General features: G+C 55.8%; 26 protein-coding genes. 12 read left to right on the top strand and 14 right to left on the bottom strand.

Features of this window, described 5'->3' with window-relative positions; genetic code table 11:
• Positions 1-8: 8 nt before the first annotated feature.
• Complete coding sequence (locus tag M2407_RS12770) at positions 9-1607, bottom strand: sensor histidine kinase (RefSeq protein ID WP_020828308.1); 1599 nt, start codon at positions 1605-1607, stop codon at positions 9-11.
• 326 nt (positions 1608-1933) lie between these two features.
• Between M2407_RS12770 and M2407_RS12765 the strand changes: the two genes are divergently transcribed.
• Both M2407_RS12765 and M2407_RS12760 read left to right on the top strand, forming a co-directional pair.
• Positions 1934-3289, top strand: a complete 1356-nt coding sequence (locus M2407_RS12765; protein ID WP_020828307.1) for a 2-hydroxycarboxylate transporter family protein — start codon at positions 1934-1936, stop codon at positions 3287-3289.
• A 134-nt stretch (positions 3290-3423) separates the two neighbouring features.
• Positions 3424-4368: an MBL fold metallo-hydrolase gene (locus tag M2407_RS12760; RefSeq protein ID WP_259218352.1), complete on the top strand. Its 945-nt coding sequence runs from the start codon at positions 3424-3426 to the stop codon at positions 4366-4368.
• Between the two features lie 5 nt (positions 4369-4373).
• Here M2407_RS12760 and M2407_RS12755 read toward each other — a convergent pair whose 3' ends face one another.
• Positions 4374-5267, bottom strand: coding sequence for a LysR family transcriptional regulator (locus M2407_RS12755; RefSeq protein WP_259218351.1), 894 nt, complete (start codon positions 5265-5267; stop codon positions 4374-4376).
• A 123-nt stretch (positions 5268-5390) separates the two neighbouring features.
• On the opposite strand from M2407_RS12755, the gene M2407_RS12750 reads away from it, so the two are divergent.
• On the top strand, positions 5391-6131 hold the full coding sequence (locus tag M2407_RS12750) for an SDR family oxidoreductase (RefSeq protein WP_115058164.1): 741 nt from the start codon (positions 5391-5393) through the stop codon (positions 6129-6131).
• A gap of 73 nt (positions 6132-6204) precedes the next feature.
• Positions 6205-6417, top strand: coding sequence for a DUF1289 domain-containing protein (locus M2407_RS12745; protein WP_130016836.1), 213 nt, complete (start codon positions 6205-6207; stop codon positions 6415-6417).
• 76 nt (positions 6418-6493) lie between these two features.
• Here the strand turns inward: M2407_RS12745 and nrdF are convergent, their stop codons facing one another.
• The 5 genes from nrdF to M2407_RS12720 all read right to left on the bottom strand — a co-directional run bounded on the left by nrdF (position 6494) and on the right by M2407_RS12720 (position 10963).
• Entirely contained in the window at positions 6494-7465 is a 972-nt protein-coding gene (nrdF, locus tag M2407_RS12740) for a class 1b ribonucleoside-diphosphate reductase subunit beta (RefSeq protein WP_020828302.1), read from the bottom strand.
• A gap of 8 nt (positions 7466-7473) precedes the next feature.
• Positions 7474-9618: a class 1b ribonucleoside-diphosphate reductase subunit alpha gene (gene nrdE / locus M2407_RS12735; protein ID WP_020828301.1), complete on the bottom strand. Its 2145-nt coding sequence runs from the start codon at positions 9616-9618 to the stop codon at positions 7474-7476.
• Positions 9600-10004: a class Ib ribonucleoside-diphosphate reductase assembly flavoprotein NrdI gene (gene nrdI, locus M2407_RS12730; RefSeq protein ID WP_020828300.1), complete on the bottom strand. Its 405-nt coding sequence runs from the start codon at positions 10002-10004 to the stop codon at positions 9600-9602. Before nrdI ends, nrdE begins: the two co-directional genes overlap by 19 nt.
• 8 nt (positions 10005-10012) lie before the next feature.
• Complete coding sequence (nrdH, locus tag M2407_RS12725) at positions 10013-10249, bottom strand: glutaredoxin-like protein NrdH (RefSeq protein ID WP_259218348.1); 237 nt, start codon at positions 10247-10249, stop codon at positions 10013-10015.
• Between the two features lie 282 nt (positions 10250-10531).
• Positions 10532-10963 carry a carboxymuconolactone decarboxylase family protein gene (locus M2407_RS12720; RefSeq protein WP_020828298.1) on the bottom strand — a complete coding sequence of 144 codons (432 nt, stop codon included), beginning with the start codon at positions 10961-10963 and terminating at the stop codon, positions 10532-10534.
• A gap of 96 nt (positions 10964-11059) precedes the next feature.
• Between M2407_RS12720 and M2407_RS12715 the strand changes: the two genes are divergently transcribed.
• A complete protein-coding gene (locus M2407_RS12715) occupies positions 11060-12493 on the top strand; it encodes a PLP-dependent aminotransferase family protein (protein ID WP_259218347.1) in 1434 nt (477 codons plus the stop codon).
• 66 nt (positions 12494-12559) lie between these two features.
• Here M2407_RS12715 and M2407_RS12710 read toward each other — a convergent pair whose 3' ends face one another.
• Positions 12560-12868, bottom strand: coding sequence for a YqjD family protein (locus M2407_RS12710; protein WP_020828296.1), 309 nt, complete (start codon positions 12866-12868; stop codon positions 12560-12562).
• 231 nt (positions 12869-13099) lie between these two features.
• On the opposite strand from M2407_RS12710, the gene asr reads away from it, so the two are divergent.
• Positions 13100-13576, top strand: a complete 477-nt coding sequence (gene asr / locus M2407_RS12705; RefSeq protein WP_048761059.1) for an acid resistance repetitive basic protein Asr — start codon at positions 13100-13102, stop codon at positions 13574-13576.
• 196 nt (positions 13577-13772) lie between these two features.
• Here asr and M2407_RS12700 read toward each other — a convergent pair whose 3' ends face one another.
• A complete protein-coding gene (locus M2407_RS12700) occupies positions 13773-14153 on the bottom strand; it encodes a cytoplasmic protein (RefSeq protein WP_048761063.1) in 381 nt (126 codons plus the stop codon).
• Positions 14150-15532, bottom strand: a complete 1383-nt coding sequence (locus tag M2407_RS12695) for an MFS transporter (protein ID WP_259218346.1) — start codon at positions 15530-15532, stop codon at positions 14150-14152. The genes M2407_RS12700 and M2407_RS12695 overlap by 4 nt, the downstream gene beginning before the upstream one ends.
• A 106-nt stretch (positions 15533-15638) precedes the next feature.
• Between M2407_RS12695 and M2407_RS12690 the strand changes: the two genes are divergently transcribed.
• The gene (locus M2407_RS12690; RefSeq protein WP_259218345.1) at positions 15639-16535 is read left to right on the top strand and encodes a LysR family transcriptional regulator; all 897 of its coding nucleotides are present in this window, start codon (positions 15639-15641) and stop codon (positions 16533-16535) included.
• Here the strand turns inward: M2407_RS12690 and M2407_RS12685 are convergent.
• Positions 16495-17535 carry a dienelactone hydrolase gene (locus tag M2407_RS12685; protein ID WP_259218344.1) on the bottom strand — a complete coding sequence of 347 codons (1041 nt, stop codon included), beginning with the start codon at positions 17533-17535 and terminating at the stop codon, positions 16495-16497. The genes M2407_RS12690 and M2407_RS12685 overlap by 41 nt on opposite strands.
• Positions 17536-17673: 138 nt before the next feature.
• On the opposite strand from M2407_RS12685, the gene M2407_RS12680 reads away from it, so the two are divergent.
• Positions 17674-18678, top strand: coding sequence for an AraC family transcriptional regulator (locus tag M2407_RS12680; RefSeq protein ID WP_259218343.1), 1005 nt, complete (start codon positions 17674-17676; stop codon positions 18676-18678).
• 267 nt (positions 18679-18945) lie between these two features.
• Positions 18946-19284, top strand: a complete 339-nt coding sequence (locus tag M2407_RS12675; protein WP_020828289.1) for a DUF2002 family protein — start codon at positions 18946-18948, stop codon at positions 19282-19284.
• A gap of 27 nt (positions 19285-19311) precedes the next feature.
• On the opposite strand, the gene M2407_RS12670 is transcribed toward M2407_RS12675, so the two are convergent.
• Together M2407_RS12670 and M2407_RS12665 are read right to left on the bottom strand one after the other, a co-directional pair.
• On the bottom strand, positions 19312-19758 hold the full coding sequence (locus tag M2407_RS12670) for a DUF1198 family protein (RefSeq protein WP_020828288.1): 447 nt from the start codon (positions 19756-19758) through the stop codon (positions 19312-19314).
• A 66-nt stretch (positions 19759-19824) separates the two neighbouring features.
• Positions 19825-20163, bottom strand: coding sequence for an MbeD/MobD family mobilization/exclusion protein (locus tag M2407_RS12665; RefSeq protein ID WP_020828287.1), 339 nt, complete (start codon positions 20161-20163; stop codon positions 19825-19827).
• A 173-nt stretch (positions 20164-20336) separates the two neighbouring features.
• On the opposite strand from M2407_RS12665, the gene smrA reads away from it, so the two are divergent.
• Entirely contained in the window at positions 20337-20909 is a 573-nt protein-coding gene (smrA, locus tag M2407_RS12660) for a DNA endonuclease SmrA (RefSeq protein WP_041415633.1), read from the top strand.
• A gap of 49 nt (positions 20910-20958) precedes the next feature.
• Here the strand turns inward: smrA and M2407_RS12655 are convergent, their stop codons facing one another.
• Positions 20959-21372, bottom strand: coding sequence for a DoxX family protein (locus tag M2407_RS12655; RefSeq protein WP_020828285.1), 414 nt, complete (start codon positions 21370-21372; stop codon positions 20959-20961).
• A 118-nt stretch (positions 21373-21490) separates the two neighbouring features.
• On the opposite strand from M2407_RS12655, the gene M2407_RS12650 reads away from it, so the two are divergent.
• Both M2407_RS12650 and M2407_RS12645 read left to right on the top strand, forming a co-directional pair.
• Positions 21491-21769 (top strand): GNAT family N-acetyltransferase, encoded by a 279-nt coding sequence (locus tag M2407_RS12650; protein WP_020828284.1) that lies wholly within the window; start codon positions 21491-21493, stop codon positions 21767-21769.
• Positions 21770-21980: 211 nt separating this feature from the next.
• Positions 21981-22487, top strand: coding sequence for a DUF1543 domain-containing protein (locus tag M2407_RS12645; RefSeq protein ID WP_259218342.1), 507 nt, complete (start codon positions 21981-21983; stop codon positions 22485-22487).
• Positions 22488-22534: the final 47 nt, after the last annotated feature.

Genomic DNA, 22534 nt, shown 5'->3' with positions numbered 1-22534 from the left:
TCGGGTGCTCAAGATTGTTTAGGGATAAACAAAGAAAAAATAGCGCCGTGCGGATCGTTGTCCGACACTTCTATGCTGCCGTGCGCCTGCGCCACGTGGCTGGCAACCAGGTGCAGGCCGATGCCGTGGTCACCCTTGTCATCTTTGGTGGTGACGCCCTGTTCGAACAGCGTATCGCGCACCTCAGGGGCAATACCGGTGCCGCGATCGGCCACTTCAATCACCAGTTCATTGCTGCTGTCGCTGATATAAAGTTCTACCGCCTCATAGGGCGCGCCGTAATGCAGCGTAGCGTCTACCGCATTATCCAGCAAATTGCCGATGATCGACATCAATTCGGTTTCATTCAATGCCGCCGGGATCTGCCGCAGCTGGCAGGCCGGGTCGAAGCGAAGCTCCACGCCTTTTTCCTTCGCGCTGGAGTATTTGCCCAGCAGCAGGCCGCATAATGCCGCCGAACTGAAACGCTGTGAGATAAAGTCGAGGATCTCCTGCGCACCTTCCGATTGCGCCTCCACATAGCGGATGGCCTCGTCGTAGCGTTGCATATGCAGCAGGCCGGCGAGGGTGGCGGTCCAGTTCAGCTGTTCGTGGCGCATGATGCGCAGATTGTCAGCATAGCGCTTCACCTGGCTAAGCTGGCTGCTCAGGGTGTTGATGTCGTTTTTGTCGCGGAAGCTGATCACCCAGCCCTGCAGCTCTTCTTCCTGCATGATGCGTACCCGGCTGGCGATAACCCGGACATGGTTGAAGCGACAGACCTCGTCATGGGTGTCATGCCCTAGCTGTGAGGCGCCGAAGAAATCCGGCTGGGATTGGATCACCTCACCGATTTCTCTGCCCATCAGGGCGGCGGCGGGCTGACGCAAATCCAGCAGTTCGCGGGCCGCGTGGTTAATGGTGATGATCCGCAACTGAGGATCGACGGCAATCACCCCTTCATAGATTGCTTCCAGCAATGCTTTCTGTTGGCGTACCAACAGGGCAATTTCTTTCGGTTCCAGCCAGAACATTTGGCGTTTTAAATTCTTCGATAACAGCCACGAAAATACGAACAGCGCGATTAATAAAAGCACTATCGACCCAAGAATTTGCGTCAGAGTTCTGGAATTTAAATTGTCGATATGTGATTTGAGATAACCCACCGAAACAATGCCGATGACGTTATTATTTTCGTCCAAAATGGGCGCTTTACTGCGCAATGAAATGCCGATGCCGCCTTTGCGAATGGAAATAATGCTTTTGCCTTCGAGAACCTCTTTATTATCGCCGCCGACCATCGGCGTGCCGATACGGTTGGCATATTCAGAGTGATAAAGATGCCGGGTTTGCTTATCGCCGATAACGATATAGCTGGCATCGCTGCTGGCGCGAATTTTCTTCATTAGCGCTGCAATTTTAACCGGGTCTTTTTTTTCCACTGCGGTGATCAGGGAAGGGATCAGGGCAATCTCTCGTGCCTGCACCTGCGCTCGTGCACCGAGGTCGCGGTGCAGTTGCGCATCGAGCTGGTAGTAGGTGTAAGCACCAATAAACGTCAACAGCAGGCAGGAGAAGGCAACCAGGCACAGGAATAGCTTGATTTGAAATGAGAGTTTTATACGCATGACCGGGGTTCGCCCTGATAAATCCTGAAGGCTTACCCTATCATGAGTGGCCGTTAATGTAATATTGCGCCGGATCAACTTGTGATCGCAGCCACGGGATTATTCTTGTCGGGGGGGGTAATGCAGCAGCTGCAATAAAACTGATAATTCTTAAAGTAAAAATAACGTTAACACCATTAAAACCACGGCAAATTTTACATAATCCTAATTAACACCATAGAAACCATAACCACCATTAAAAACCCTTTTTAACTTTGAACAAAATCACAGCAGATAATCCGTGCGTTTCTCTATGATGGCTGAACAAACTAATAAGAGGCCAGATTATGAGCACAACAGATGATTCTTTCCTCGCCGCCAAAGACAAAACCGCTGAAATACCGCTGCGGGAAAAATGGTGGCATATACTGGACAATTACAAAGTAGGAATTATTCCGTTGCCGTTCTTTGTTCTGGCCGGCGTACTTATTTTATTGGATTGCCTGGAAGGGAAATTACCGAGCGATATCGTGGTCATGGTTGCCACATTGGCGTTCTTTGGTTTTGCCTGCGGCGAGTTTGGCAAACGCCTGCCGCTGATCGGCAAAATGGGGGCCGCGGCGATCTGCGCCACCTTTATTCCTTCTGCGTTGGTGCATTACGGCTTGCTGCCGGACGTGGTGGTGGAATCGACCACCAAATTCTATAAATCGACCAATATTCTGTATCTCTACATCTGCTGCATTATCGTTGGCAGCATTATGAGCATGAACCGTCAGGTGCTGATCCAGGGCTTTCTGCGCATTTTCGCGCCGATGCTGTGCGGTGAGATTGTCGGCATGCTGGTAGGAATGGCGGTGGGCATGGCGTTGGGGCTGGAGCCGTTCCAAATCTTCTTCTTCCTGATTTTGCCGATCATGGCCGGTGGCGTCGGTGAAGGCGCGATCCCGCTGTCGATGGGGTATGCGGCGATTCTGCATATGGAGCAGGGGGTAGCCTTGGGGCGCATTCTGCCTATCGTCATGCTTGGCAGCCTGACCGCCATTGTTCTGGCCGGCTTGCTTAACCAACTGGGTAAACGTTACCCGCACCTGACCGGCGAAGGCAGCCTGATGCCGAGCAAGCAGGGCGAAAGCGAGATGAGCGCGGTGGAAAAAATCAGCGGTAAGGTGGATGTCAGCACCATTGCCTGCGGTGCGCTGCTGGCTATCCTGCTGTACATGGTAGGGATGTTGCTGCACCGCATGATTGGCCTGCCGGCACCGGTTGGCATGCTGTTCGCCGCGGTGGCGGTGAAGCTGGCACATGGCGTGTCCCCACGCATTCAGGAAGGTTCGCAGGTGGTCTATAAATTCTTCCGTACTGCGGTCACCTACCCGATTCTGTTCGCCGTCGGCGTAGCGATCACTCCGTGGCAGGAACTGGTTAACGCCTTCACCTTCCAAAATCTGGTGGTGATCGTCAGCACCGTGTCTGCACTGGTGGCGACCGGCTTCTTCGTCGGCAAGAAAATTGGCATGCACCCGATCGACGTGGCGATTGTCTCCTGCTGCCAGAGTGGGCAGGGTGGCACTGGCGATGTTGCCATCCTCACCGCCGGCAACCGTATGTCGCTGATGCCTTTTGCTCAGATAGCTACCCGTATCGGCGGCGCGATCAATGTCTCGCTCTCTTTGCTGGTACTGGCCAAATTCTTCGTATAACTCAAAAAAATCCTTAGTGTTTCTTTGCCTTTCCCCGCCCCCGCGGGGATTTTTTTATTCATTTTTTGCCTCCGGCAGGCGTCATTTCCGCTTTGGGTTAATACTTAGCGCTCAAATGACAACAAGGAGTCACCATGTTCTGGAAACGTTACCTGCTGGGGGCGGCGCTGGCCGTTATGTCGCTGCAAACCCTGGCCGCCGCACCGCAGGTGAAAACCCCCGCGCCGGGTTTTTATCGCATCATGCTGGGCAGCTATGAAGTCACTGCCTTGTTTGATGGCGTGCTCCGCTTGCCGGTTGACAGACTGCTGCTGAACAGTTCGCCAAAGCAGATAGAGACCGCTCTGGCTGAGCACCATCAGGGCCTGCCGGTCGTCACCTCTGTTAATGCCTACCTGATCAATACCGGCAGCAAGCTGATCCTGGTTGATACCGGTGCGGGTTCGCTGCTGGGGGACGGGTTGGGCAAACTGGTCGTAAACCTCAAGGCTGCCGGTTATCAGCCACAGCAGGTGGATGAAATTTACCTGACGCATATGCACCCGGATCATCTCGGCGGTTTAACGCAAAACGGTAAAGCTGCTTTTCCAAATGCAGTGGTGCGTGCCGGGCAGCAGGATGCGGATTTTTGGCTTAGCGAGAGTCGGTTGAAACAGGCGCCGCCGAAGGAGAAAGCCTCGTTCGAGAATGTTATCGCCGCGCTCAAGCCTTATCAGGCCGCCGGACATTTTAAAACGTTCAGTAATGATGGTGAGCTGTCGCCGGGGATCAGTGCGTTTGCCGCCCATGGACATACGCCAGGCCACAGCATCTATCTGGTGGAAAGCCAGGGCAAAAAATTGTTGCTGCTGGGGGATTTGATCCACGTGGCGGCGGTGCAGTTCGCCCATCCGCGTGTCGCGATAAGTTTTGATAAAGATGCCAAAGCGGCAGTAGCCCAGCGGCTGCGGGTGTTTAGTGATAGCGCTCAGCGCAGTGTGCTGGTGGGCGGACCGCATCTGTCATTCCCCGGGCTGGGTTACCTGAATAAACAGGGCGAAGGCTACGACTGGGTGCCGCTGGAATATGGCGCCATGTAAGGCGTTTATCGGTTACGGGCGGCGAACACTTTGCTGAACCAGTCGATGAAGACCCGAACGCGCGGTGAAAGTTGGCGGTTGCGCGGGTAGAGCAAGGAGACCGGCATCGGAGTGGAGGGGAATTGCGGCAGCAGGGGCAGCAAGCTGCCGTTGTCCAGGCTGTCGCGCAGGTGATAACGCGGCACCTGAATGATCCCCAGCCCCATGCGCGCCGCAGCAACCAGGCTTTCCGCCGCGCTGACCGACACCGTGCAAGGCAATGTCACCTGCCGCGCCTGGCCGGCCATAGTAAATTCCAGCGGCATCAGGGTGCCGCTGGCCGAGGAACGGAAGCCCACCATGCGGTGGCCTTCAAGTTCGCTGATGGAATGCGGCGTGCCAAAACGTTGCAGGTAGTCCGGGGCGGCGCAGGTAACCTCTTCAAGCTCGCCTAACCGACGCGCCACCATATCGCTGTCTTTCAGTTTGCCGACCCGCACCACGCAGTCGATACCTTCGCGCACCGGATCTACCAGCCGATCGCCCTCGCTCATAAAAAGTTCGATATCCGGATATTGCGTCAAAAAGTCGGGAAGTTCCGGCATTAAAAAGTGACGTGCCAACGTGCCGTGCACGTCGATGCGCAGCAGCCCACGCGGTTTGGCACCGGCAAACGCCATCTCGGCATCTTCGATATCCGCCAGAATAGTCAGGCAGCGTTGATAGTAAGCTTCGCCATCCAGCGTTGGGCTGACGTGACGGGTGGTGCGTTGCAACAACCGCACCTGCAGCCGGGTTTCCAGTTGCTTGATGGCATCGGTCACCGTCGATCGCGGCAGGTTCAGATCCTGTGCGGCCTGGGTAAAGCTGCGTTGTTCCACCACGCGGGTAAACAAGCGCATGGCATCGATTCTGTCCATGGTTATTGTTCGCTAAATTCGGATAGTGATAACGAAGAGTAGGGGATTATTCGCCGGGGCGAAAGGTGCATGATGTTGTCACGCCGGTAAGTCGCCGGCGCATAGCCGACGAGGATAGAGAGCATGAACACCAAGACTCAGCAAGTTGCCATTGTCACCGGCGCATCGCGCGGTATAGGCGCGGCCATTGCCGAACGCCTGGCTGCCGACGGTTTTACCGTGATCGTCAACTATTCAGGCAATCAGGCATTGGCCGATGAGCTGGTGCGCAAAATTGAACAAAGCGGGGGGCGGGCGCTGAGCGCCAGGGCGGACGTCAGCGACGCCGCCGCCGTTGCCCAGCTGTTTGACCGGGCCGAGCAGGCTTTCGGCGGCGTGGATATCCTGGTGAATAACGCCGGGGTGATTGCGCTGGCTCCGGTCGCAGAAATGAGCGATGCCGATGTCGATCGGCTGATCGACATTAACCTGAAGGGGACCTTCAACACGCTGCGAGAGGCGGCGAAACGCCTGCGCGACAACGGGCGCATCATCAACTTTTCATCCAGCGTGGTCGGGCTGCTGCAGCCGAGCTACGGCATGTATGCCGCCAGCAAGGCCGCCGTCGAAGCGCTGACCAGCGTGCTGGCGAAAGAGCTGCGGGGGCGCAATATTACCGTCAACGCTATCGCGCCGGGCCCGACCGCCACCGGGCTGTTCCTGGACGGTAAAACGCCGGAGCTGATCGACCGGCTGGCGAAAATGGCCCCATTGGAGCGTCTGGGTCAGCCGCAGGATATCGCCGCGGCAGTGTCATTCCTGGCCGGTGCAGACGGTGCCTGGATCAACGGCCAAACCCTGCGGGCCAACGGCGGCATTATCTGATTTTACCGGGGCGGTTTCTCTCGCGGCAGGATCGGGTATCCTGTCGCGAGAAATCCACCGGAGGAAGCGCCTTATGGTAGGCCGCAGCAGAAGAAAAAAAACCGGCAGTCAGATTGACGATGGCGTGCGTTCACCCTGCAATAATGTTTGCCAGATCGACACCGAAAACGCGTGGTGCCGGGGCTGTTGGCGCACGCTGGAGGAAATCGCCGCCTGGTCGAGTGCCGATGACGAGGAAAAGCGGGCCATTTGGCAGCGCATCCGACAGCGTACCGGAAATATCTAAACTGTAAGGGCGCGGTAGCCTGCGCCCGTTCAGCGGTTATGGTTTAGAGCGAAGTGATTCGCCCCCGCGATTTCACTCAGAAATCCCAGTCGTCATCTTCAGTGTTGACCGCTTTACCAATCACGTAAGACGAGCCTGAGCCGGAGAAGAAGTCGTGGTTCTCGTCGGCGTTTGGCGACAGCGCCGACAGAATGGCCGGATTCACCTGCGCCATCGACGGCGGGAACAGCGCTTCGTATCCCAGATTCATCAACGCCTTGTTGGCGTTATAGTGCAGGAAGGTTTTCACGTCCTCAGTCCAGCCTACACCGTCGTACAGCTCTTCGGTGTAACGCACCTCGTTATCGTACAAATCCTGCATCAGATCGAAGGCGAAATTTTTCACCTGTTGGCGGCGCGCCGCGTCGACCTTCTCCAATCCTTTTTGGAATTTATAACCGATGTAATAACCGTGCACCGCCTCATCGCGGATGATCAGACGGATCAAATCGGCGGTGTTGGTCAACTTGGCGCGGCTCGACCAGTACATCGGCAGATAAAAGCCCGAATAGAACAGGAACGACTCCAGGAATACGCTGGCGACCTTCTTCATCAGCGGATCGTCGCTGCGGTAGTGGGCCAGAATGATGCTGGCTTTTTTCTGCAGCGCGCGGTTTTCCTCGCTCCAGCGGTAGGCATCGTCGACGTCCGGCGTCTGGCACAGCGTAGAGAAAATTGAGCTGTACGAACGAGCATGCACCGCTTCCATAAAGCTGATGTTGGAGTACACCGCCTCCTCATGCGGCGTAATCGCATCTTCGATCAGCGCCGGCGCGCCCACGGTATTTTGAATGGTGTCCAGCAGCGTCAGGCCGGTGAACACCCGAATGGTCAACTGCTGTTCCTTTGGCGTCAACGTTGCCCACGACGGAATGTCGTTCGACAGTGGCACCTTCTCCGGTAGCCAGAAGTTGGAGGTCAGGCGGTTCCACACCTCCAGATCCTTGTCGTCTTCGATGATGTTCCAGTTGATCGCGCGCACCAACTGCGCCGGTTTAGGGGTATTCATAGATTGCCTCACAGTGCGCAGGACACGCAGCCCTGCACCTCGGTGCCTTCCAACGCCATCTGGCGCAGGCGGATGTAATAGATGGTTTTGATGCCTTTACGCCAGGCATAAATCTGCGCGCGGTTGATGTCGCGGGTGCTGGCGGTATCGCGGAAAAACAGCGTCAGCGACAGCCCCTGATCGACGTGCTGAGTGGCGGCGGCATAGGTATCGATAATTTTTTCCGGCCCTATGTCGTAGGCATCCTGGTAGTACTCCAGGTTGTCGTTGGTCATATAGGGCGCCGGATAATAGACGCGACCAATTTTTCCCTCTTTGCGGATCTCGATGCGTGACACGATCGGATGGATGCTGGAGGTCGAGTTATTGATGTAGGAGATGGAACCGGTGGGCGGTACCGCCTGCAGGTTCTGGTTGTACAAGCCGTGCATCATCACCGACTGGCGCAGTGCCAGCCACTCTTCGCGGCCAGGGATGGCGATATTGGCGTCGGCGAACAGCGCGCGAACCCGTTCGGTTTGCGGCTGCCATTCCCGTTCGGTGTATTTGCTGAAGTATTCACCTGAAGCATAGGTCGACTCTTCGAAGCCGCCGAATGCGCTACCGCGCTCGATGGCCAACCGGTTAGAGGCGCGAATGGCGTGGTAAGCGACGGTATAGAAATAGATGTTGGTGAAATCAATCCCTTCTTCTGAGCCGTAGAAGATGCGTTCGCGGGCCAGGTAGCCGTGCAGGTTCATCTGGCCGAGGCCAATGGCATGCGAACTGCGGTTGCCTTCGGCAATCGACGGCACCGAGCGAATGTCGCTCATGTCCGCCACCGCCGTCAGCGCACGGATCGCGGTGTCGACCGCTTTGCCAAAGTCGGGGGCATCCATGGTTTTGGCGATGTTGAGCGAACCGAGGTTGCAGGAAATATCCTTGCCTACCTGGTCGTAGCTCAAGTCATCGTGATAGGTGCTGGCGCGGTTAACCTGCAAAATCTCGGAGCACAGGTTGCTCATGTTGATGCGCCCGGCGATCGGGTTTTCACGATTGACCGTATCTTCAAACATCATGTACGGATAACCGGATTCAAACTGGATCTCCGCCAGTACCTGGAAGAATTCACGCGCATTGATGCGTGATTTGCGGATGCGCTTGTCATCCACCATTTCGCGGTACTTCTCGCTGACGCTGATTTCCGAGAACGGCACGCCATACACCTGCTCGACGTCATAGGGCGAGAACAGGTACATCTCTTCGTTATTCTTCGCCAGTTCGAAAGTGATATCCGGGATCACCACCCCCAGCGACAGCGTCTTGATGCGGATTTTCTCGTCGGCATTTTCACGCTTGGTGTCGAGGAAACGCAGAATATCCGGGTGATGAGCGTTGAGATAGACCGCACCGGCACCCTGACGCGCACCCAGTTGGTTGGCGTAAGAGAAGGCGTCCTCAAGCATCTTCATGATAGGGATCACCCCTGAAGACTGGTTCTCTATGCGTTTGATCGGAGCACCGACCTCGCGAATGTTGGTCAGTAAAAACGCCACGCCACCGCCGCGTTTTGACAGTTGCAGCGCAGAGTTCACCGCCCGACCGATGGACTCCATATTGTCTTCGATGCGTAACAGAAAACAGGACACCAGTTCGCCGCGCTGCTGCTTACCGCAGTTGAGGAAAGTGGGCGTCGCCGGCTGGAAGCGGCCCGAGATCATCTCCTCCACCAAATCTTGTGCCAACGCGGTATCACCTGCCGCCAGCGTTAAGGCGACCATGCACACCCGGTCTTCGTAGCGTTCCAGGTAGCGCTTACCGTCGAAGGTTTTCAGCGTATAGCTGGTGTAATACTTAAAGGCGCCGAGGAAGGTCTCAAAGCGGAATTTTTTCGCATAGGCCTGTTGGAAAAGCTGTTTGATAAAGGCGAACTCGTATTGCGCCAACACGCTCTGTTCATAATAACCTTCCTCCACCAGATAGCGCAGCTTCTCCTCCAGGTTATGGAAGAACACGGTGTTTTGGTTCACGTGCTGCAGGAAGTAGTGCCGCGCTGCTAACCGATCCTTGTCGAACTGGATACGGCCTTCGGCATCATAAAGATTGAGCATCGCGTTGAGCGAATGGTAATCCAGCGCGCTTGCGGCGGGCCGGGTCAGTTCTGTCGTTGCCAAAATGCGGTTACTCCCTGTCGAACGTTTGCAACGTCTTGTGTGGTGCCGAGCAGCTCAAAGCGGTAAAGAAAAGGCACCTGACATTTTTTGGCGATGATGTCGCCGGCAATGCCGTACGCTGCGCCGAAATTGGTATTCCCGGCGGCGATAACGCCGCGCAGGAAAGCGCGATTTTGTGGATCGTTGAGAAAGCGGATCACCTGGATCGGCACGGCTCCTACGGCGCTGCCGCCGCCATAGCTGGGCACGATCAAAATATAGGGTTTATCCATCAGCAGTTTGCTGCGGGCGCCGGCGATAGGGATACGTATCGCCGGCAATCCCAGTTTTTCAACGAACCTGTGGGTGTTCTCCGAACTGCTGGAGAAATAGACCAGCGGGTTCATGGGCAACCTCAGGACGCCAGGGCGTGGGCCAGCGCGCCGATTTTGTCCGGCCGGAAGCCAGACCAGTGATCTTCACCGGCGATAATCACCGGAACTTGCTGATAGCCAAGGGATTTAACATGCTTCAGCGCCTGCTGATCCTGGGTGAGGTCGATCACCTGATAACCAATCCCTTGTTTATCGAATGCGCGATAGGTGGCGTTGCACTGGACACAGTCCGGTTTACTGTAAATAATAATGCTCATGATTCGCATTTACCTTTTAGGCTGAAGGAAAGGCGGACAGGTCAGATAACGGAGCATTGAACGGCGTTTCTGACGGCGTTACCAACCGCTACATGTTCCCTGCGGTTGATGGGTTAAATACTATATGTGGATATTTAATTTATCAACCACGCTATATATGGTGTTTTGGTGGGATTCACGTTGAGACCGCATCAGGGCTGGAAAAGCAGAGGGAAAAATTTTTTTTGGCGGTTGTTGGCGGGAAACCCCTCTCGGGCGAGAGGGGGGATAAGTGCGGTTTCGTCATTGACGCATGCTGATGGCCAGGCGGTTAAAGGCGTTCATGATGCTGATGGCGAAGGTTAAATCGGCAATTTCCGCTTCGCTAAAGTGCGTCTGCAGCGCTTCAAACGCGCTGTCCGGTGCGCCAGTTGCGGCGATCAGGGTCACGGAGTCTGCCCACTCAAGCGCCGCGCGCTCGCGGTCGCTGAACGCATGACTCACGCGCCAGCCCGCAAGTTGGTCCAGCTTGGCGTTGTCAACGCCACTTTCTCTCAGTGCTTTACCATGCATATCCAGGCAGTAGGCACAGCCGTTAATCTGCGATACGCGCATAAACATCAGCTCAATTGTCGCCTTGTCCAGCGCGCCTTTCTCCAGTGCCATCAGGGCGGTCACCATGCCTTTGTAAGGGGCGGGAGAGAGTTCGGAATATTTCAAACGTTGCTTAATCATGGTCAACCTCAGTTAGCGAACAGCAGAATAATGAGGCTACTTTAATGGCGATATGGACTATGCTATAGAGCCATAAAATGATTATTTAACCAGGCCATGATGCGTCAGTTTCTCTCCTCTTTGCGGCTGGATGCTCAGCTCGCAGATCCTTTGTACCGGCAGATTTATCTGCGGATTAAAGACGCCATTGCGCAAGGAAGCCTGCTGGCGGGCAGTCGGCTGCCTTCGGTGCGTGGGCTGGCGAGCGATCTGGGCGTGGCGCGGGCCACGGTGGAAAGCGCTTACGGCCAACTTATCGCCGAAGGTTTTCTGCAAAGCCGGGGACAGGCTGGCACTTATATTTCGCCGCAGTTGCAGAATCTGCCGGTACGCGCAGCATTGACGACGGAAGTGTTGCCGGCGGTGGCGGCGAATCCATTGCATCCGAGTGGGGCAACGCAGCCTTTTCAATTGGGGTTGCCGGCGCTGGATGCTTTCCCGCGCGCACTATGGCAGCGGATTGTCGGTCGCCAATTGCGTACTGCTCCTTTGGCGGCCATGGCTCATCCGTCAACTCAAGGGTTGCCAGAGCTGCGCGCGGCGATCGTGAATTATTTGCAGCTTTCGCGTGGTATCAATTGTCGACCGGAACAGGTTTTTATTTGTGCCGGCTATCAGGCATTGCTGGATTTGGTGATCGGCACTTTACTCAAGACCGGTGACGAGGTGTGGCTGGAAGACCCTGGCTACCCGGTGACCCTACCGCTATTTCGCGCCGCCGGCATGCAGCCGGTGGCCGTGCCGGTTGATGAGCAGGGGATGAATATCGCCGTCGGTGTTGCCGCTGCACCTCGAGCACGCATGGCGGTGCTGACGCCGACCCACCAGAGTCCCCTGGGCGTCTCGCTTAGCCTGGCGCGGCGTATGGCCTTACTGGAGTGGGCACAGCAGCAGGGGGCATGGATACTTGAAGACGATTACGACAGCGAGGTTCGTTATCATGGTCGGCCGCTGCCGCCGTTGAAAAGTCTCGATCGTCAGGGCAGGGTGCTGTACGCCGGGACTTTCAGTAAAACCTTGTTTCCGGCACTGCGTATGGCTTATTTGGTCGTGCCGCTTGAACAGGTGGACGCTTTTGGACGCAGCAGCCGGTTACGCGGTTGCGGCTGCCCGCCACTGATGCAGGCCAGCGTGGCTGATTTTATCCATCAGGGGCATTTCTATCGCCATCTGAAACGTATGCGGCCTCTCTATCGCCAGCGCCGTGAATGGCTGGCGCAGGCGCTTGCACGACAGCTGGGGGAGTATTTGACGGTATCGTCGCAGGCTGGCGGCATTCAATTACTGGCACGATTGACGGCAAAAGGCTTGGATCGGAGGATCGCGCAAGAGGCCTGGCAACGCGGGTTGTCGATACAGGCACTTTCGGATTGGCACATAGCCAGTGCGGCGGGAGATGGCCTGCTGATGGGGTTTGCCAACTTTACCCAGCAGAGCGAGGCTGAGCGGGCAGTGGCCAGGCTAGCCGAGTTGTTTGACGCCACAAATTAAACGGCCCGCGGTTTCCCACGGGCCAGACGCACATCTGTTGTTTTATCTTTATGACTGCAAGGGGTGTTAACGCCGGGCCAGCAGAACGCCGAGGACGATGCCAACCGCGGCCCCGATCCCTACGCCCTGCCAAGGTTTGTCGCGCACGTAACTGTCGGCTTGTTCGACGGCATCGCGGGCGTGCTGTGTCAGATTGCTGGAACCATTGAAGCGAGCACGGGCGTCGCGTAACACGCCTTTGGCTTTGCTGTGCAGCTCTTTCAGTTCCTCTTTGGTTTTGTCACCGGATGCACGTAGCACCTCATCCAATGTATCAGCCAAAAGAGTGACGTCCTGATCAATGTCGCGTTCTACTTTTTCTGATTTCTTAAACATTCGACTCTCCGTTTTTGACACATGTCTCTTAAGTGTAGACCATTTCTCAAAATGTGCCGGCGATCACGGTAAAATACCTTGTGGGATAACGTCACCGGCGATGCCTGTCTGTGTTGTACATTTGGTTACTCGGCGAAACCAATCACTCACGGAAGCGGCTCATCGATTCCTCTAGTATCTGCTTCAACGGCCCAACGGGGCTTACTGAAAAAACACTCTGAGGAATTAAAGATGAAAAAAGTATTAGCCCTGATCGTTGCTGCCACCATGGGTCTGTCTTCTGTTGCTTTCGCTGCTGATACTGCTGCAGCTCCGGCAACGGCTGCTCCGGCTGCAACCACCACTACCGCTGCGCCAGCTGCTGCTGAGAAGGCTCCTGCTAAAGCCACTCATCATAAGAAAGCGCACCACAAAGCGACCAAGAAAGCCCCAGCTCAGAAAGCCCAGGCGGCTAAAAAGCACCACAAAGCCACCAAGAAAGCCCCAGCTCAAAAAGCTCAGGCCGCTAAAAAGCACCAAAAAGTAAGCAAAAAAGCTCCAGCACAGAAAGCTCAGGCTGCTAAAACTCACCACAAAGTAAGCAAAAAAGCGCCAGCTCAAAAAGCCCAGGCTGCTAAAAAACACCACAAAAAAGCGCCAGTGCAGAAAGCTCAGGCCGCTAAAAAACACCACAAAGCCACCAAAAAAGCAGCAACTCCAGCCGCTTAATTGAGTGAGGAATGCGGTGCCTGAGGGGGCCGCATCATCCCGACGTTATTGAGACACCCGGCTTAGCCGGGTGTCTTCTTTTGAGGGCTAGCTCATGATGATCAATCGCTATCTGTTCGAAGTGATTTTCAGCGCCGTCACGCTGTGTGGGCTGATCGTGGCCTGGGAACTGTTTCTGGCCGACGGTTTTCTCTGATTACTGCGCGATGGGCGTTTCATGCAGGTGCCGCCAGCCCAGCCCGGTTTCGGTTTGCTCAAACACCACGGTGGAATTGCGCAGCGTCGCCGCCTGTCCAGGCAGCCTCTGTTTCTCGCGATAGCTGACCACCGCTCCCGTCGGCCATTCGGCCACCAACGTCATCTCTTCTATGCTGATTGCCAACCCCGGTTTGGCGGCCCGATGCGCACGGAAAAACGCGCTCAGTGCGGCAAAATCCAGTCGGCTGCCGTTCAGCGCGATCATGCTGAAGGCGGGATCAAAACGTGCCAACAGCCCTTGTTCATCTCCGGCCCCTTTTTCCAGCCAGTTTTCAATGGCGACGTGTGCGTCGATCACTTCGGTAAAATATTGGTTCATTGGTGTTCCTGTTGAGTATTGAGACGGCGCACTATGGCGCGGTTTGCGATGCGCAGGCACAGCAGCATGGGGATCAGCGTGCTGGCGGCGGCCAGGTAAAAACAACTTTTGTAGGCGACGGCGGGGGTAAAATGTTCCAGCAGCAGGTTGAGTAACAAGCTGAGCAGGGCGACACCCAGGCAGAAGCTGAGCTGTCGGTTGATATTCCACAGCGCACTGGCGTCGGCCAATTGCTCATCGGCAATATGCAAAAATGCGCTGCTCTGCGCGGTGCTGCTGCACAGGCTGCCGCCAAAGCCCATCAGGGCGAAGGCCGCAACCTGCAATCCGTAATCCCCAGCGTGCGCAATCTGCGACAGCGCCAAAATGCCCAACCCTTGCAGCAGACAGCCGAAGATAAACAGCGGTTTCGGGCCAAAATGGTTAAATTTTCTGCCGGTCAACGTGATGGCCAGGAACGAGGCCAGCGACCAGGGCAGCATCAGGCTGCCGACCTGCGCGGCATGCATGCCCAACTGATTTTGCAAATACAGCATGGCGATCAGGCTGACGCCGATAAACAGGCCGGGGATGCACTGATAAATCATCATCGACGTGCGCAACAGCGGATCCTGAACCAGGCGCAGGTTCAGCAAAGGGTGGGTAATGCGCAGGCTACGGCGCAGGAAATAGGTCAAGGCGATCGCTCCTGCGGCCAACAGTAACGCGCCTTGCGCAAGGCCCCCGTTTTCCCCCAGTCGGGTGAGGCCCAGTAAGATCAGCGTCAGGGCCGTACAGGCGCTAAGCAGCCCCTTGATCTCGAGCGGTCGACGTTGCGGATCGGGTACCTGAGGGCGCAGCCAGAGTGCGGCCAACAGCAGCGCCAGCGCGGCGAGCGGCAGGTTGGCAAAGAACACCCAGCGCCAGTCGAGCCGGTCAACAATAAGCCCTCCCAATGCCGGTGACAGTGCCGGGGCCAGCAGGCCTACCAGCATAATGGCGGCGGAAAGCCCCGCGCGCTCATGGCTACGGTACAGTTGGTAGGTCAGCGTTTGGCCGATCGGGATCAGCAGTCCGCCGCCCATGCCCTGCAGCACTCTCCAGCCAACCAGTTCGCCGATGGAATCGGCATAGCCCGCCGCCGTCGTTGCCAGCATAAACAAGGTTAACGACAGCAAAAACACCCGCCGTCCGCCAATGCGCTGCGCTAACCAGGCGCTGAGCGGGATCACCAGCGTCAGGCCGAGAATGTAGCCGTTACTGACCCAGGCCAATTCACCGACCGAAGCCTGCAGCGCATGACCGATTGAGGGGTAAGCGACGTTGGCGATAAACATGTTGATCAGATCGACAAAAAATCCGAGCAGGTAGACGATTGCGACTTTGATGCGATAGGGCATGGTGCCTCCGGTTGAAGGCCAGCAGTGTAACGGGCGGGAAAGTGCGGATAAATCGGCTACGAGCGATTACACTGTCAAAATTATTTTGACAATAAGGGGCGACAACATGCTTAACCTGCAGCGTTTGGCTATCTTCGTGGCCGTGGTGGACGCCGGCAGTTTCACCGCTGCTGCGGTGGTGTTGGGGCAAACCAAGGCGGTGGTCAGCTTCAATGTCAAACAGCTGGAGGGCGAACTGGGGGTGTCGCTGCTGGTGCGCAGCACCCGACGGCTGGCACTGACCGACGCCGGCGAACGTTTTTATCAACGTTGTCTGCGGTTGTTGCAGGATGCGGAAAACCTCTTGGATGACGTACGTCGGGATCACCATGGATTGAGCGGCGTATTGCGCATCACCACTACGCCGGAATACGGCGCTCAGGTGGTGGTACCGGCGCTGGCGGCGTTTTCCCAATTGCATCCGCGCCTGCGCATTCAGCACGTTTCCTCTTCCTATCATGCCGATTTGATTTCAGAGCGTTTCGACGTGGCCATCCGGCTGGGACAACTGGCGGATTCCAGCCTGCGGGCGGCACTGCTCGACAGCTTTGCTATTGTGCCGGTCGCCTCGCCAGCCTACCTGGCCCGCCATCCCATTGCGTCTCTGGCCCAACTGGCACAGGCACAGTGGATTGCCCACAGTCGCCTCAGTTCGCCGCTGAGTTGGCAGGTCATTACCCCTGAGCGCCAGGCGGTGCTGTTCAAGGTGGAAGATGCCGCCACGTTGATGGGCGACAGTGCCGCAGCGCTGTTGGCGTTTGCTTTGCACGGTGCCGGGGTGGCGCTGTTGCCCGAATGGCTGGTGCGGCCTGCCCTCGCCGAGGGCAAGCTGTGTCCGCTACTCACGGACCATCAGTTTCCTGCGCAGAGTATTTATGCGCTATACCCCAACACCCGCCACGTACCGGAAAAGGTGAGGGCGTTTATCGATTTCCTGCGGGCGCGGGTAGCCACGGATGAATAAATGCCATGATGGCGGCCAGCGTTTGCCGGTGTACGGCTTCGCGTTGTTCGCTGGAAGAGGCGCAAAGCACCGCCCCATCATCTTCTTCACTCGCCAGGATTTGCCGGCCTTTGGGCTGACAAACCGGCAGGAAATCGAAATGATTGCCGCTGGATAGCCTCAGTGCATGAATAGGTTGCTTTCCGTTATCCGCCGCCAGCGTGGCACCGCCAAGCCCGGGTTCCTGGCCGTCGGGCAAAAAGTGCTGTGGCTCGACGATCAGTAACGGTGCGCTGAGCCGACGCAGGCTGGTCGGCAGCAGGTAGGGCACCATGCCGGGATCTAGAGCCACCGCAAAGCGAATGCGCGGGTCGGTGTAGTCGGCGTCAAATGCCCTGGCGGAAAGCTTGGTCAGTGCGACGTTGGCTTGTGTATAAAACTGACAGTTGGGCGACTGCGGTGCTTGTCGGCAGCCATCGATGAAATCGCTCAGCCGGACTTTACCGCCGATAGCTGCAATGGTGCTGTAACCACCCTTGGAGTGGCCGATAACGCCAATCGCCTGAGGGTTGAGCATCGGCTTCCAGCGAGGGTCGGTGGTAACGCCGCTAATCAAGGCGGAAATATCGCTGGTTTGTAACCACAGCTCGGCAGATAAAGCCGGAACCGAGTTACCGGTAGTGCTGCCTGGGTGGTTGGCCGCCACCACGATCGCGCCTTGTTGGGCCAGCGCTGCCGCCAGCCAGGCCTGGCTGGCGTTATTGCCGCCGCTGCCGTGGCTGATCACGATCAGCGGAAAATGCCCACTTGCTGCCGGCGCGTCCGGCTGACTCTCAATGCCGGTAAAGACCCGGTTTGCACCGATGAGCTGCGGTTTAGCCGTTTCAGTGGTGGGGTAGTAAATTCGGCTGACTAACGAACGCGAGCCGGCCTGAAAGGTTTCATCGTGGGTGGCGACCTGATAGGGGGACGCGCTCGCAGTACCGCACCACAGCATCAATAACAACAAGGTTGTTTTCATTTTCACTCCTCAAGGTATCGAGATTGAGAGGGTGGCATTGGCGGTGCCATCCGGCGACCTCGATCGCGATCCGGGTCGTTAAATGATTGTTTTAACAGTACACTGTTGATTCCGTGTGCAAACGACAAGACCTTGATGATGCCGCTTATTCCTCTCACATTTCTGTTCGGTCTGCTGTGCCTGGGGCTGCTGTATCGCCTCGGTCGTCCAACGGCGCGGCGCTGGGTCTTTCAGCTATTGTTGTTGCTGTGCGCGTGGCAAAGCCTGCTGGTGGGTATCCGTTATGGCTACGGCATAACGCAATTCAATGGGCTGCAACCGTTCGGCGCGATGGCGATCCCTTCACTGGCTTATGTCGCGTTTTTGGTGAGTACCCAGGGCCGTTTGCGGCGGCGCGAACTGTGGCATCTGATGCCACTGTGCCTGACGCTGTTGGCCAGCCTGACGGCGCCCTTTTTGCTGGATGCCATGATTGTCGGGGGTTATCTGGGGTATGGAGCCGCATTGCTGTATGCGTTGCGGCGCGGTGAAAACGCTTTGCCGCAGGTGGCGCTGGCGGAAAGTTGGCTGAGCTATCGACTGTGGCGCGGTTTGGGGGGCCTGCTGATCATGGTGGCGGTAGCCGAAGGGGTGATTGCGCTCGACTTTTCCCTGTTTGACGGGCGGCACGCCGGTTGGCTGGCAACGATCGATAATCTGTTGGTGGCGTTGAGCCTATGCTTGGTACTGTCGCGCAGCCGACCTGCGGAAAGCCCGGTTGAGGTCATATCGGAAACGGCGGATAGCGGGGGGGAAGATGAGGATCAACTGGCCGAGTGGTTTGAGCGGGTGCAACAACGGCTGCTACAAGATGACTTCTACCTGGAGCCTGAGCTGAACCTGGCCCGGCTGGCGCGCAAGGTGGGCTTGCCGGCGCGACGGGTTTCGCAGGCTATCAATCGGCATACGGGAATGAATGTGTCGCAATATGTGAATCAACTGCGTATTCGTCAGGCGGCGCAGTGGTTGCTCGCCGGTGATGAGCCGGTGACTGATATTATGCAAAAGGCCGGATTCACTACCAAATCGAATTTTAACCGCGAATTCTTGCGCATTCAGGGTGTGAGCCCAAGTGAATGGCGCAGGCAACAACAGCGGCTTTAAATAATACTTTGTTATCCCTTGCCGGGTTTGGATCGGAACTATGCTAAATGCTGTTGATGAGCCGTACGGGCGTGCCGTCAATCTCTTGATTTTGCGGTACTGAGGGTGTTTCCGGGCGTGATGTTGACGCTGTGCCTGCTGTTGCAAAAACGGCAAAATACCTGGTTAAGGAATATTCCTAAACCCACATCCATACCGAAAAATTTATTGTTTCATCTCATGATTACGGTAAGGTCGCTCAGCGGTCCAGAACGAGAGGAGAAATCGATGTATTTACGGCCGGATGAAGTGGCTAGAGTGTTGGAGAATACGGGGTTTGAGCGTGATTATGTCACCGATCAAGCCTATGGTTACCGCAAGGGTGAGCACTACGTGTATGTGAATCGTGAAGCGCGGATGGGCAGAACCGCGTTGGTGATCCACCCGGCGCTGAAAGAGAAAAGCGTGCATTTCGCCACGCCGACCTCGCCGATACGCACCAGCGATCAGTACCTTGAGTTTCCCCTGGATTTAAGCAGCGATACCCCGAGTGCGCGTTATGGCATTCCCCACGGTTTCAGCTCGCGTGACGCGCTTTCGCGCTATATCTACAGCATGTTTCTGTAATGCATCCCCCGCCTGCGGGGGACATCTTCACCAATTGGCAATGGCTTCCTGGTTAAAACGCTCGTTGTAGGCGCGGCGGAACTGTGCCAGCTCGAAAGCATCGATATCCAGATCGGCAAAATAAAACAGCGCGGCTTCGGTGTGCTCGGCATGTAACTCTGGCGACAGACCGGCACGCAGCAGGGTTTCCCGCCACAGGGCAATCTGGTGGTCGTCTGCCTGTTTGATAAAGGTCAGATAGATAAACAGCAAATAGGCCGCCTGGTGCATCTCTTCGGTGTAACCGTTGTTCAGCATGCGGATAAAGGTCTGGCTGTTGCGGCTCCCCATCTCCTGAATCATCGATTCAATCAGCATAGGTTTCACTTTCAACAGGTGGGCCAGAGAGTCAATGGCTTTGCGGGTATCGGAAGTCAGAATGCGGTAACCAATAATAAATACAACGATCAGGGCAGCGATGATGATCCAGGTCATTTATGATTTATTACACTCTCGGAACGCCAGTATTTGGCAGGAGGCGCTGCAGGACAGCGCCCGGTGTCAACGTTGTTCGCCGCTGAAATTGTCGGCTGCCCGCTGCTGATTGCGCAGGTGGTGGTTGAAGCTGGCGGCATCTTTGGCCAGTGCGTCCAGATGGGCGCCCAGCATTTTAATTTGCTTCACCAATGCGTGCTGCTCCGGCACTGAACTGGCGGTGCTCAGCTTGCGTACCAACTGTTCGTTCTGCATACGCAGTGCGACTTCGCGCTGTTTAGCCTCTTCCAGCAACTGCTGCAGGGCCTGATAGCTGTGCTGCCATTCACGGTGCTGCTTTTCGAAGCTGGCCTGCAACTCACTCATGGCATTTTGAAACTGGGTTTCCAGCTCGCGCATTTTCATGGGATCGATCCTTTGCGGCACTCAATAATGGTTTTGCAGTATAACGAAAACTGCACAGAACCTCACCCGTTGACGACGATTGCGGAAAATTCCCGGCTTGCAACCGGAGCTGTGGGTCTTACAATCAGGCTTATTCCGGCATGAAAGGCTTAGTGTCCAAGAGTGGCTTTGAGATGAGCAACCAAGACAAAGATTTTTTTGAACAGGCGATGGCGGATGTCATTCCGTTATCCCGCGGCCCCGAGACGTTGTACTTGAAGCCGCAGGAGACCATGGATAAGCGCGCGCGCCGTGAAGCGCAGGCGCTGCAGCAGGAAAACTTTCTCAGTACCGGCTTTCTCGAACTGATCCCCTGTGAGCAACCGTTGGAATATAAAGGCGAGGGCATTCAACAGGGCGTGCTCGATAAGCTGAGCCATGGCCGCTACCCGCCACAGGCCAGTCTGAACCTGTTGAAACAGCCGGTGGAGGCCTGTCGGCAAGCTCTGTTCCGCTTTATTGTACAGGCGGAAAAGCAAAGTCTGCGTTCGCTGCTGATCGTTCACGGCCGTGGGCGAGATGATGAAAGCCACGCCAACGTGATCCGCAGCTATGTCGCCAAGTGGCTGGCCCAGTTTGAGCAGGTGCAGGCTTTTTGTCGGGCGTTGCCGCGCGATGGCGGTGAAGGTGCCTGTTACGTGACGTTGCGCAAATCTGCACAGGCGAAAGCCGATAACTTCGAACGTCACGCCAAACGTAGTCGATAAACGGGGCAACAGAAGGCCAGCCGGTAGCGAGGCCACCGGCTGGTGGGGGTTATTTATTGAAGAATTTATAATCCAGTGAATAACGTCCGGCGCCGGTGACCGCCAGCAGCAATAGCCCGCCAATAATGCTGATGTTTTTGAAGAAGTTTATTTCATTGCCCATCATTTCCATGCCGGTCATTTTCCAGAATGGGTGGCCGATAAACGCGGTGCCGAGTACGTAAAGGGCAAAAATAACCGCGATAGGGCGGGTAAATAACCCAAGAATAAGCGCAATGCCGAAAAAGAACTCCACCACCACGGCGATAATCGCCGCTAAATAAGGCATGGGCGTACCATACCCTTCCATTGCCGTGACGGTTGCACCAAAGCCAACCAGCTTCATCCAGCCAAATATGATAAACAGGATCATCAACAATATTCGGGATAGCAGAATAACGCCGTCTTTTGAGCTTTCACCCATTTTGAACTCCTCAGCCACTGTCACAATTATGTTGTGTTACTGATTAAAGAGTAGACTAATATTGGCTTTGTTGTAGCGACAACCGAGAGTTACGCACTTTTTTATAGGAATAAATTCTATGGATCTTAAATTTTTGGAAGATGAAAAGCGTTTCTATATAAACGATCAGCAGGGGAAGATGATTGCCGAGATATCTTTTGTGCCCAGCGGCGACAAATTAACCATCATTGATCACACCTGGGTTGACGAAGTGCTAAAAGGCCAGGGGGTAGGTAAAAAGTTGGTGGCGCTGGTGGTCGCCAAAATGCGCGCGGAAAACCGCAAAATCATTCCGTTATGCCCGTTCGCCAAACACGAATTCGACACCACGCCAGAATATCAGGATATACGCGCCTGAAACCTAGCGGGGCGTAACCACGTCCCGCTGCTCAGCGCATGTCAAAGTTGTTACTACTGCGTTGGCCGGAACCTGCGGTCTTTGCGCGTAATCCATGCTGATAAGCTTTTCCCCCAATAGCGAACTCGCTCTTTGTGGCAGCGCTGGTTGCATAATAATCGCTATATAATATATTACATAACGATTATTAAAACAGAGGGATAGCAATCTAATGCCGGGATTATTGATGTTCTATGTGGGCGGCACCGCACCGGGTGCCAATATCGAATTGCACGACGTACAATTCGTTGCAGCGGAGCGGCCAGAACAGGCTTATCCCTTGCTGCGCGAGAAATGGTTTGGCGATAAGAACAAGGTGCATGTTGATGGCTATGCGCGTATTGAATGGGCGGATGGCTATGACGTGGCGCTGAAGGCAGAGCCGTTCGTCGGGCCGGAGAAGCTGTTCTTCGTTAACGTGGGCGGTTACCGCAGTGACGAGTTGGCTGAGCTGCACGAGTTTGGCCTGTTTGTCGCGCACAGTGCGGATGAAGCCAAAGAAAAAGCCAAGCAGACGCTACTGACCGGCAGCTTCAAGCTGCATAAGGATGATCTGGCAGAGGTGGATGATTGCCTGCTGTTGCAGTCACTGCAGGGTTACCATGTTCATTTGCAGGCCAATGCGCAGGGTAAAGCGGCGCAACCGCTGTGGCAGGGCTATTTACCGATCGGCGAGTAGAACGTGATAGCGGCGCCGATGCCTGCAACCGCGGCCTAAGCCATTGG

Source organism: Serratia sp. BIGb0234 (genome assembly GCF_024809915.1).
GTDB lineage: Bacteria > Pseudomonadota > Gammaproteobacteria > Enterobacterales > Enterobacteriaceae > Serratia > Serratia liquefaciens.
The sequence above is the reverse complement of the archived record's forward strand: the minus strand, read 5'-3'. Positions and strand labels throughout refer to the sequence as shown.

Coding starts and splice junctions, on each gene's coding strand:
- M2407_RS12680 (WP_259218343.1), top strand. CDS start 17,674: ATGCCGCTTATTCCTCTCACATTTCTGTTCGGTCTGCTGTGCCTGGGG.
- M2407_RS12750 (WP_115058164.1), top strand. CDS start 5,391: ATGAACACCAAGACTCAGCAAGTTGCCATTGTCACCGGCGCATCGCGC.
- M2407_RS12765 (WP_020828307.1), top strand. CDS start 1,934: ATGAGCACAACAGATGATTCTTTCCTCGCCGCCAAAGACAAAACCGCT.
- M2407_RS12675 (WP_020828289.1), top strand. CDS start 18,946: ATGTATTTACGGCCGGATGAAGTGGCTAGAGTGTTGGAGAATACGGGG.
- M2407_RS12670 (WP_020828288.1), bottom strand. CDS start 19,758: ATGACCTGGATCATCATCGCTGCCCTGATCGTTGTATTTATTATTGGT.
- nrdF (WP_020828302.1), bottom strand. CDS start 7,465: ATGAATACCCCTAAACCGGCGCAGTTGGTGCGCGCGATCAACTGGAAC.
- M2407_RS12690 (WP_259218345.1), top strand. CDS start 15,639: ATGCTTAACCTGCAGCGTTTGGCTATCTTCGTGGCCGTGGTGGACGCC.
- M2407_RS12770 (WP_020828308.1), bottom strand. CDS start 1,607: ATGCGTATAAAACTCTCATTTCAAATCAAGCTATTCCTGTGCCTGGTT.
- M2407_RS12760 (WP_259218352.1), top strand. CDS start 3,424: ATGTTCTGGAAACGTTACCTGCTGGGGGCGGCGCTGGCCGTTATGTCG.
- M2407_RS12715 (WP_259218347.1), top strand. CDS start 11,060: ATGATGCGTCAGTTTCTCTCCTCTTTGCGGCTGGATGCTCAGCTCGCA.
- nrdI (WP_020828300.1), bottom strand. CDS start 10,004: ATGAACCCGCTGGTCTATTTCTCCAGCAGTTCGGAGAACACCCACAGG.
- M2407_RS12700 (WP_048761063.1), bottom strand. CDS start 14,153: ATGAACCAATATTTTACCGAAGTGATCGACGCACACGTCGCCATTGAA.
- M2407_RS12745 (WP_130016836.1), top strand. CDS start 6,205: ATGGTAGGCCGCAGCAGAAGAAAAAAAACCGGCAGTCAGATTGACGAT.
- M2407_RS12655 (WP_020828285.1), bottom strand. CDS start 21,372: ATGGGTGAAAGCTCAAAAGACGGCGTTATTCTGCTATCCCGAATATTG.
- smrA (WP_041415633.1), top strand. CDS start 20,337: ATGAGCAACCAAGACAAAGATTTTTTTGAACAGGCGATGGCGGATGTC.
- nrdH (WP_259218348.1), bottom strand. CDS start 10,249: ATGAGCATTATTATTTACAGTAAACCGGACTGTGTCCAGTGCAACGCC.
- M2407_RS12695 (WP_259218346.1), bottom strand. CDS start 15,532: ATGCCCTATCGCATCAAAGTCGCAATCGTCTACCTGCTCGGATTTTTT.
- M2407_RS12710 (WP_020828296.1), bottom strand. CDS start 12,868: ATGTTTAAGAAATCAGAAAAAGTAGAACGCGACATTGATCAGGACGTC.
- asr (WP_048761059.1), top strand. CDS start 13,100: ATGAAAAAAGTATTAGCCCTGATCGTTGCTGCCACCATGGGTCTGTCT.
- M2407_RS12645 (WP_259218342.1), top strand. CDS start 21,981: ATGCCGGGATTATTGATGTTCTATGTGGGCGGCACCGCACCGGGTGCC.
- M2407_RS12755 (WP_259218351.1), bottom strand. CDS start 5,267: ATGGACAGAATCGATGCCATGCGCTTGTTTACCCGCGTGGTGGAACAA.
- M2407_RS12720 (WP_020828298.1), bottom strand. CDS start 10,963: ATGATTAAGCAACGTTTGAAATATTCCGAACTCTCTCCCGCCCCTTAC.
- M2407_RS12665 (WP_020828287.1), bottom strand. CDS start 20,163: ATGAAAATGCGCGAGCTGGAAACCCAGTTTCAAAATGCCATGAGTGAG.
- M2407_RS12685 (WP_259218344.1), bottom strand. CDS start 17,535: ATGAAAACAACCTTGTTGTTATTGATGCTGTGGTGCGGTACTGCGAGC.
- M2407_RS12650 (WP_020828284.1), top strand. CDS start 21,491: ATGGATCTTAAATTTTTGGAAGATGAAAAGCGTTTCTATATAAACGAT.